General features: G+C 70.5%; 5 protein-coding genes and 2 pseudogenes. 6 read left to right on the forward strand and 1 reads right to left on the reverse strand.

The genetic code is table 11. The features are described from left to right. Positions 1–209: pseudogene (locus CM1CMNOD_RS20500) on the reverse strand (aspartate aminotransferase family protein); the annotation flags it as partial. A 156-nt stretch (positions 210–365) separates the two neighbouring features. Between CM1CMNOD_RS20500 and CM1CMNOD_RS20505 the strand changes: the two are divergent. From CM1CMNOD_RS20505 to CM1CMNOD_RS20530, 6 genes and pseudogenes are all read left to right on the forward strand, one after another. Then, positions 366–746 carry a hypothetical protein gene (locus CM1CMNOD_RS20505; RefSeq protein ID WP_043604202.1) on the forward strand — a complete coding sequence of 127 codons (381 nt, stop codon included), beginning with the start codon at positions 366–368 and terminating at the stop codon, positions 744–746. After that, the gene (locus CM1CMNOD_RS20510; protein WP_013875506.1) at positions 743–1,780 is read left to right on the forward strand and encodes a ferric iron reductase; all 1,038 of its coding nucleotides are present in this window, start codon (positions 743–745) and stop codon (positions 1,778–1,780) included. The genes CM1CMNOD_RS20505 and CM1CMNOD_RS20510 overlap by 4 nt, the downstream gene beginning before the upstream one ends. A gap of 659 nt (positions 1,781–2,439) precedes the next feature. Then, positions 2,440–4,944, forward strand: coding sequence for an ATP-dependent Clp protease ATP-binding subunit (locus CM1CMNOD_RS20515; RefSeq protein WP_013875507.1), 2,505 nt, complete (start codon positions 2,440–2,442; stop codon positions 4,942–4,944). A 258-nt stretch (positions 4,945–5,202) separates the two neighbouring features. Then, positions 5,203–6,894: a purple acid phosphatase family protein gene (locus CM1CMNOD_RS20520; RefSeq protein ID WP_013875508.1), complete on the forward strand. Its 1,692-nt coding sequence runs from the start codon at positions 5,203–5,205 to the stop codon at positions 6,892–6,894. Between the two features lie 912 nt (positions 6,895–7,806). Continuing rightward, entirely contained in the window at positions 7,807–9,090 is a 1,284-nt protein-coding gene (locus CM1CMNOD_RS20525) for a hypothetical protein (RefSeq protein ID WP_013875509.1), read from the forward strand. Between the two features lie 477 nt (positions 9,091–9,567). Next, positions 9,568–9,861: pseudogene (locus CM1CMNOD_RS20530) on the forward strand (serine/threonine-protein phosphatase); the annotation flags it as partial.

A 9,861-nucleotide genomic window follows, 5' to 3' on the forward strand; every position in this document is an offset into this window, starting at 1 on the left:
AGCCCGTCCAGCGCGACGGCCAGCAGCGACCGCAGCCGGTCGATCCCACCAGCCCCACCTGCCAACCCGTCATCTGCCAACCCGTCATCCGCCCGGTTGGCGCCGGCCAGCGCCGCATCAGCCGGCGCGGCGGCGGCCCGGCCGGCATCGGCTGGCAGGGCGTCGGCCCGCGCGGCGGATGGACGGCCGCCCCCGGGCGGGACGGTCACCGTGCCGCCCTGACAGCTCCGGCAGGGTGACCGGACCGGGGGCGCCGCATGTGCCCGGGAGTCCCGTGGCTGTGACACAACTGTGCCGGAGCGACACATCCCACTGTCACCGCCGGCGAGTTGACGCTACGCATGAACTTAGGTTTACCTAAAAACATGCGCCACTCCAACGACGGACCGGCGAAACCCACCGCGATCCCCGTCCCCGACGCGATCCCCAACCGCACCCGTGGCCACGCCCGCACCGGCGGCACCGCGCGCCACCGCGGCATCAGCGGACGCCCCGCGAGCGGCCGTGCCGCCGGCAGCCATGCCCTCGGTGGCGTCCCCGGCGACCATCGGCGGGCCTGTGCGGCGCCGGTCAGCCGGCCCGGTCGGGAGCCCGCGGCATCCACCCTCCACCCGTCCACCGTCCACCCGTCGTCGGAACCGGTTCCACCCGTCCAAAATATGATCATTATAAAGTCCGGCATCCCGGACCTGTCGTACCGACACGGCGTCGTGGCCGTGCCGGCGTTCACCGGACGCTCCCGGTGAGGACCTGCCACCGGCACGCTCCGCTGGCCGAGAAGTACCCGTGGCCACTGGCCGAGGAGTACCTGTGGCGGATACCGGGCTGCCAGCCGTCGCGAACCGTACCGGCGCAGGCACGCCCGCCGCTGGCGGAAACGTTGGAAGCCGCCGCCAGGGTGCTCGACGGGCAGTCGGGGCGCATCGGTCGTCCGGGACGTGACGCCGCCGGGTGGCTGTACTGCGCCGACCTGCTGGCCGACGGCGCGCTCGACCGGGAGCTGCGGACGATGTCCGACACCTACGGGTACGGCCGGGAGGTCGCGGCCACCCATTTCCTCAGCGCCTACGCCGGTGGCGTGGTCGGGTTCGCCATTGCCGCGTACATGCTGCACAGCCGGGTACCGGACGTGTGCGCGGCTGGCATGTCCCTGCACGCCGCGCCCGGTGGATGGTTCGACGTCACGGCTTTTCATTCCGACCGTGTGACCGTGCTCGCGGACGACCCGGCCCTGTCCGCGGCGACCCCACCGGCGGTGGACGATCGCCGGCACACCCCGCTGGCCGGCCGGCGGGCCGCCGCGGCGACCGACCTGGCAACCGGCCCGACGGCCGACCGGGCAATCGACGTGGCCGCCGACCGGGACGTCCTGCGGCAACGGCTGGCGGCCGCTCTGGTCGGGCACTTCGAGCCGCTGGTCACGGCCCTGCGGGCGCGGGCGCGCCTGGGCCCGTCCGCGTTGTGGGGCATGGTGGCCGGGCAGTGCGGCCGGACGTTCCTGCTGACCGAGCGGACAACCCGGGATCCGGACATCGGGCGGGCGGAGGCCGACGCCTTCTTCGCTCTCGCCAGCCCACCGATGCGGGCCCGTCCGGCGTGGTTCGAGTTCGTCCACCGCGGCCGCCGGCAGACGGCGATGCGTCGGGGTTCGTGCTGCCTCGCCCACCGGATGAGCTCGCAGTACTGCACCACATGCCCGTTCACACCCGATTCGGAACGCGAGGCGCGCCTGCGCGAGTGGATAGACACGCAGGGCGATGACGGGTTGGCGGTCGGATAAGCACCGGCGGATCCGCACTCCCGATACCACGAGTAATCACATGGTTACACGTAGGCCTGTCCGCCCGGGACGACAACATGATCATTCGGCTTTGGTTGACCCGGTGCGACCAGCGCACCCCTGCCATTCCGTCGGGAGACGGCGACCGTACGGCATCACCAAATAATATAGCTTACTGATTACACTATTACCCTGAGTAATATTCCATTCTCTGCGCGGCAGTCGGACGCCGGAGCGCTATAGCGATTGCTTTTCGCGACCATCCGAGCGGGCAGCCAGGACCGTGGGGCGGACCACCTCCCGGTGGCCACCCGCCACCGCCCGTTGACGTTGGCCGGGCTGGCTGGGTTGGCTGGAGTTGGCCAACGTTGGCCGGGGGACTGCCCGCTCACCCCTGCCGGGTGGACGCCTCCCCCGGTGACCACGAGATTTCGTTCTGCTCTCGGCGGAACAGCGGGACGGAATCCCCTCCGGTCCGCCACCGTTGTTTCAGGCGTCTTCGCTGGTGGACCGGTCACCCAGGTCGGTCCGCCGTCCACGACGAAGAGGGCGGGGCCGGCGGGTAGGTTTCCGTTCGATGCGTGGGGTCATGCCTCGGCGGAGCTAGCATGCGGATACCGGCTGCCGTGTGGTCGGTCGCACCGCTCGAAGGAGCGCACATGTTCGAGAGATTCACCGACCGGGCACGTCGGGTCGTCGTCCTGGCACAGGAAGAAGCCAGGATGCTCAACCACAACTACATCGGGACCGAACACATCCTGCTCGGGCTGATCCACGAGGGCGAGGGTGTCGCCGCCAAGGCGCTGGAGTCCCTGGGCATCTCCCTCGAGGGTGTTCGGTCACAGGTCGAGGAGATCATCGGGCAGGGGCAACAGGCCCCGAGCGGGCACATCCCGTTCACTCCGCGCGCCAAGAAGGTGCTGGAGCTGTCCCTGCGGGAGGCCCTGCAGCTCGGCCACAACTACATCGGGACCGAGCACATCCTGCTCGGGCTGATCCGGGAGGGCGAGGGCGTCGCCGCCCAGGTCCTGGTCAAGCTCGGCGCCGACCTCAACCGGGTCCGCCAGCAGGTCATCCAGCTGCTGTCCGGCTACCAGGGCAAGGGCGACCCGGCGACGGCGGGTGCGCCGTCGGAGGGCACTCCGTCCACCTCGCTCGTGCTCGACCAGTTCGGCCGCAACCTCACCGCGGCCGCGCGCGAGTCCAAGCTCGACCCGGTGATCGGGCGCGAGAAGGAGATCGAGCGCGTCATGCAGGTGCTGTCGCGCCGGACCAAGAACAACCCGGTCCTGATCGGGGAGCCCGGCGTCGGCAAGACCGCCGTGGTCGAGGGGCTGGCCCAGGCGATCGTCAAGGGCGAGGTGCCCGAGACCCTCAAGGACAAGCAGCTGTACACGCTTGACCTCGGCGCGCTGGTCGCCGGGTCCCGCTACCGCGGTGACTTCGAGGAGCGGCTGAAGAAGGTCCTCAAGGAGATCCGCACCCGCGGCGACATCATCCTGTTCATCGACGAGCTGCACACGCTCGTCGGCGCGGGCGCCGCCGAGGGCGCGATCGACGCCGCGTCCATCCTCAAGCCGATGCTGGCCCGCGGCGAGCTGCAGACGATCGGTGCCACCACCCTGGACGAGTACCGCAAGCACCTGGAGAAGGACGCCGCGCTCGAGCGGCGGTTCCAGCCGATCCAGGTCGCGGAGCCGTCGGTGGCGCACACCATCGAGATCCTCAAGGGCCTGCGGGACCGCTACGAGGCGCACCACCGTGTGTCGATCACCGACGGTGCCCTGGTCGCGGCCGCCTCCCTGGCCGACCGCTACATCTCCGACCGGTTCCTGCCGGACAAGGCGATCGACCTCATCGACGAGGCCGGCTCGCGGATGCGCATCCGCCGGATGACCGCTCCGCCGGACCTGCGCGAGTTCGACGAGCGCATCGCCAACGTCCGCCGGGACAAGGAGTCCGCGATCGACGCGCAGGACTTCGAGAAGGCCGCCTCCCTGCGTGACCGGGAGAAGACCCTGCTGGCGGAGAAGGCCAAGCGGGAGAAGGAATGGAAGGCCGGCGACATGGACGTCGTCGCCGAGGTCGGCGACGAGGAGATCGCCGAGGTCCTGGCGATCTGGACGGGTATCCCGGTGTTCAAGCTCACCGAGGAGGAGACCGCCCGGCTGCTGCGCATGGAGGACGAGCTGCACCGCCGCGTCATCGGCCAGCAGCAGGCGATCAAGGCTGTCTCCCAGGCGATCCGGCGTACCCGGGCGGGTCTGAAGGACCCCAAGCGTCCCGGCGGTTCGTTCATCTTCGCCGGCCCGTCCGGTGTCGGTAAGACCGAGCTGTCCAAGACGCTGGCGGAGTTCCTCTTCGGCGACGAGGACGCGCTGATCCAGCTCGACATGTCCGAGTACATGGAGAAGCACACCGTCTCCCGGCTGGTGGGCTCCCCGCCCGGCTACGTCGGCTACGAGGAGGGCGGCCAGCTCACCGAACGGGTCCGGCGCAAGCCGTTCTCGGTCGTCCTGTTCGACGAGGTCGAGAAGGCGCACCCGGACGTGTTCAACACCCTCCTGCAGATCCTGGAGGACGGCCGGCTGACCGACTCCCAGGGCCGGCTGGTCGACTTCAAGAACACCGTTCTGATCATGACCTCGAACCTGGGCACCCGGGACATCTCCAAGGGCCCGGGCATCGGGTTCGCGACCGGTCAGGGCGCCATCGACTACGAGCGGATGAAGGCGAAGGTCCAGGACGAGCTCAAGCAGCACTTCCGGCCCGAGTTCCTCAACCGGATCGACGACATCATCGTCTTCCACCAGCTGTCCGAGGCCGAGATCATCCAGATCGTCGACCTCATGCTGGCCCGGGTGGACATCCAGTTGAAGAACAAGGACATGGCGCTCGAGCTCACCCCGGCGGCGAAGGCGCTGCTGGCCAAGAAGGGCTACGACCCGGTGCTCGGCGCCCGGCCGCTGCGCCGGACGATCCAGCGGGAGATCGAGGACGTCCTGTCCGAGAAGATCCTGTACGGGACGCTCAAGCCCGGTGAGATCGTGGTCGGTGACGTCGAGGGCGAGGGCGAGGCGGCGAAGTTCGTCTTCCGCGGCGAACCGAAGCCCACCCAGGTCCCCGACGCCCCTCCGATCGACCTGGCCAAGTCCAGCGAGTAGAGGCGAGCGGTAGGGCGACAGGTCCGCCACGAAGGGGCGGTTCCGCTGCGGCGGGGCCGCCCCTTCGCCATGGCGAAGGGTTGCCCTCCACCACCGTGGCGGAGCGCCCGCGAAGCCGCTCCTCCGCGGTCCGGGACCGTCCCGAATCATCCAACGCATTCTGGAGTCCATGTAAATAGTCCAAAATGGTCCCAAAGTGGCACCAAGCGGTCCACGACGGTCCGGCCAGGTGGTCACGGCCGGCAGTGAGGAGATCCGTTGGCCCTGCGTGCGGGTACGCCCGTCGAACACCTCCATCTGACGTTCGGGCCGGACCCGACCGTGTCGATGGCCGTGTCATGGACGACGCCGCGGATGGTGCGCCGCCCCCGGGTGCGGTTCGGCAGCACGCCCGGCAGGCTCGACCGCGAGGTGCACGCCGTCACCCGTGTCTACACCGACGCCGTCACCGGCGAGGATGTGATCAACCACCATGCCCTGCTCACCGGGCTGGAACCGGACTCCCGTTACCTCTACGAGGTGATCCACGACCGGATCAGCCGCACCGGCGGCGGCACCCTGCGGACCGCGCCACGGGGCCGGGTGCCGTTCACCTTCACCTGTTTCGGCGATCACGGCACCTCGGAGTCCTACGACCCGTTCGGCACGCCGGCGTCCAGGAACGCCGTGACCGGCGTCGACCGGGTCGGCTCGTTGTTCACCCTGATCGTCGGTGACCTGTCGTACGCGAACCAGCGGCGCAACCCACCGCGGGCGTGGTCCGACTGGTTCAACATGATCGGCCCCTCCGCGCGGCACCACCCGTGGATGCCCGCCGCCGGCAACCACGAGATCGAACGTGGGAACGGCCCGCTGGGCCTGGCCGCCTACCAGAGCCGCTTCCTGCTGCCCGGCAACACCGTGGAGCCTGACGGAACGGGCACGAACGACCCGCTGACGGCGCCGCTGACGGACCTGCTGGGCCTGTGGTACGCCTTCACCGTCGCGAACGTACGCTTCGTCGTCCTGCAGAACGACGACATCTGCTATCAGGACGCCGGCACGGTGTACATCCGTGGTTACAGCGGCGGGCGGCAACGGGCCTGGCTCGAACGCACGCTACGCCAGGCACGCGCCGACCCGGACATCGACTGGATCATCGTCTGCATGCACCAGACCGCGGTGTCCAGCGCGGCGCAGCACAACGGCGCCGATCTCGGTATCCGGGAGCAGTGGCTGCCGCTGTTCGACGCGTTCGGCGTCGATCTCGTCCTGTGCGGGCACGAGCACCACTACGAGCGAACGCATCCGCTGCGCGGGGTGGTCGAAGGATCAGCGATGCTCACCCCGCAGCCCGTCTCGGCCACGGGTGGCCCCGACAGCCACCTCGACCGGGATGGCGCGGCGGACGGGCTACGGCAGCGAGCGGGCGGCAGCGGCAGCAGCGGTGGCGAGGAACGAGGCGGCGGGGCTGTCAGCGGCGTCGGCACCGAGGTCGTGGACACCTCGCACGGGACGGTCCACATGGTCCTGGGCACGGGAGGCTCGTCGTCGCCGTCGGCCGGCAAGCTGCTCGACCCGCCCGCCGGCCGGGTGATCGTCGGCGTGGAACCGCGGGAGTCCGATCCCACCCGGTTCCGCTCGGTCCACGCCCTTGAGCCGGCGCCGTGGCTGGCCCTGCGAGCACCGGACCACCCGTACGCTTTCGCGGGCTTCGAGGTCGATCCGGGTGTGGAGGCGGGTCTGACCCGCCTCCGGGTGACCGTGTACGACCACACGACCTCCACCCCCCTGCCCTTCGACACGTTCACGCTGGTCAGGCCCTGCTCGGCCGGCACTGGCCAAGCCGCTGGCGGGGCCGCCGGCGGAACCACCGACAGAGCCACTGACACCGGCCGCGGGCACGCGGGCGGGAACCCTCCCACCCCCTTGGGTGACCCGTCCACGCCGGTGTGTACACCGCAACCGTAGGCCGACAGAGACCAGCGCGGACATACGCGCGGCAGGCGCGCCGGCCACGGGCCGGTGTCGCGTCCGAGGGGGGTGTCGTGTCCGAGGGACACGATGCCCGTCTGACGGACGATGACGGAGCTTGATGATGGACCCCGATGACGGACGCTGATGGTGGACCCTGTCGGCCTCCGCGCCGCACGGCGTCCGCGCGGTGAATCGTTCACGAAACGATCGCCCGGCGGACACTTTCGTCCGGCACGCCCGGAATTACCGGCTGGATTTCTCCTGGTCTGTGCCCGCGGTGCGTTCATGACCGCTGCCGGCTGGGCGCCGAGGCGGTCCTGATCGTACGCCGCCCTGGACGTGCGCGCTTTACCCCTACCGCCGGAAATCACTCCGTAACACCAACGGATCGGCCATCTGGCCGAATCCATGGTCATGGACGACCGTCATCGCCGGGATGCGACCGCCGGTCCGCCCGCCCGTCCACCCCGTCGTCAGATGATGGCGGCCCCACCCGAGATCCGCAGGTCACGACGCTCTCGGACAGTCCTCGGAAGGCTGTGCGCGCGATCGTTCGGGACAGTTCGGCAGGACCGTCCCGAACGATCGGACAACCGGCGGCCAGCGGTCCACGCCGCACCGGCGGCCATCGAAAAACAACAACCACAAACCTCAACAGCATCAACACCCGATCGACCGTTGACTTTATTGCGCGGCCAGAGGATAGCCGGCGGCCGGCACAATCCGCAGTACTTGTTCCGCCACGGGGCCTGTCGTACGCTGCACGCGCGGCAAGCATCCGGTGATTCTGTCCGGACGAAATACTGATGTGCCGGCTCCCGGCGGGCGAGTCATTGCCACCCGCCGGGCCGTCCGGGCGGATGAAGGAAGACGCTTCCCCGCATCGACGCTTGAGGAGGCCGGGCGTTGAGAGAACCCAGCGGTGTACCCACGTGGTCATGCGCGGGCCGGGAACGGGCGTCCCGGCAGCCTCGACGCGCGGCGTCCGCCACCGCCGCCACCAGCGCCACCGCCACCACCGGCTTCGTGTCCGGCAGGTCCGCCGCGACCGCCGGCCCCGCGCGGCGGTGGGCCCCGCAACGCCTGTGGGCCGCGGACGGGCTGGCCGCCGCGTTGGAGGAAGCCACCAGCCAGGTGGAGCCCTGGGTACTTCCCGGCCTTTCCGACCTCCCCGGCCTCGGCGGCGCGGTGCTCACCGCCGCCGCCCACCAGTGGCTCGTCGCCGACCCGGCCCAACTCCCCGTCGCGGTGCTGGGCGGCCGGCAGGTCCGCGACACCCTCGTCACCGAGTTCGAGCAGCGCATCGACTCGCTGCGGCGGATGGACGACCTGCTCGGCGGGGAGAACGTCCACGGGCTCGCCGTGTCGGAACTACGAGTGATCGTCCGCCTGCTGCGGACCGGCGCCTACAACCAGCGGCAGCACGGCCGGCTGTACGCCGTCGCCGCGGAGCTCGCGCGGCTCGCCGGCTGGGCGGCGTTCGACAGCGGCCGGCACCAGGCGGCCCAGCGGTACTGGCTGGTCGCGTTACGCGCCGCGCATGAGGCCGGGCGGCCGGCCCTCGGCGCCAACATCCTGCGTTGCATGGCGGAGCAGGCGGTACGTTTCGGCGACCCCGCCGACGCGGTCACCCTGCTGCGCACGGCCCGCGCGGGCGCCGCGGACACCCTCACCGCCACCGAGCGGGCCATCGTCGCCGGCTGTCTGGCCGTCGCGTATGCCCAGCTCGGCGACGTCCGGTCGGTACACGCCGAGATCGCCGAGGCACTGGTCCAGATCGAGCGGGCCGACCCGGCCGCGGACCCGGAGTACGTCTACTGGTGCTCCCGTTCGGTGATCGAGTACTACGCCGGCAAGGCGCTGCTGTGCGCCGGTGACGTCGCGGCGGCCGTCGAGTACCTCAGTCGTTCGGTCGACCAGCTCGACGCCGCCGCCTACCCGCGGGAACTGGTGCACCACAGCGCGTGGCTCGGTGTCGCCGAAGTCGACGCGGGGAACGTCGAACAGGCCGTGTGCCTGGGCTATCAGGTGATCGAACTCGCCGCCCGGACGGCCTCCGAGAACGCCAGGGTGGACGCGCTGACGCTGTGCGACGCGATCGAGATGGCCGGGTATCCGGGCGCGACGGCACTTACCGACCGTGCCCGTGCCGCCCTGCGCGCCGGGAACACGGCCGCGGCGGGGCCCTGACCGTCGGCCATGGTCTCGGCTCATGGTCTCGGCTCATGGCCCCGGACCAGGCCGACGGTCATGAGCCCCGTTGTCGGCCAGGTCCCGGCACCGGTCACATGTGCCGCTGGTGGCAGGCCCGCCGCCGGCCATCGGGAACGGGATGCCCACCACCTCGTGGCAGCGCGACCGTGGGTGCCGCGGGCCGCGTGGCCGAGTGGGCCTCACAGGCAAAAGGCCCGTGACCGCGAGGTATTCGCGAGGTATCGAGGCCGGGGGGCGTCAGCGACGAGGCTTCGCAGGCGAGGTGGACGTGGCCGTTGCGGCGCGTTTTCGACACCATGGGTCAGGACGGACCGGGCCACGGCGGGCACGGCTGTCGATATCACGACACATCCATCGGCTGATCTGCATGGATGTCATTGAGTGGGTACAGCGGACGCCGACGTCGACGTCCGCTAGCGTGATCGGAACACCCGCACGTGGGGGACGGAGGCCATGGACAGTCCGGTGGTACCCATCACGCTGATCGTGGTGCTCCTGATCGGCGCCATCCTCTTCGTCGTGCTCTCCAGCCGCAACCAGGACCGTCCCGGTCCCGGCTCAGGGTCACGGTCACGGCGCTCCTCCCCCGACGCGTCGGTGCCCGTGCGGCGGCCGCCACAACGCCGGCGCCGGCGCCAACGCCAGGGCATTCTCGCGACGCTGCGGCGGCCGGCCGCGGCGCGGGAACAGGCCGGTGGAGCCGATCCGGACGGCCCGGCCGGCCCGCCGCCCCGCGCCAGCACCAGC

Source organism: Protofrankia symbiont of Coriaria myrtifolia, from assembly GCF_900634755.1.
Classification (GTDB): Bacteria; Actinomycetota; Actinomycetes; order Frankiales; family Frankiaceae; genus Protofrankia; species Protofrankia coriariae.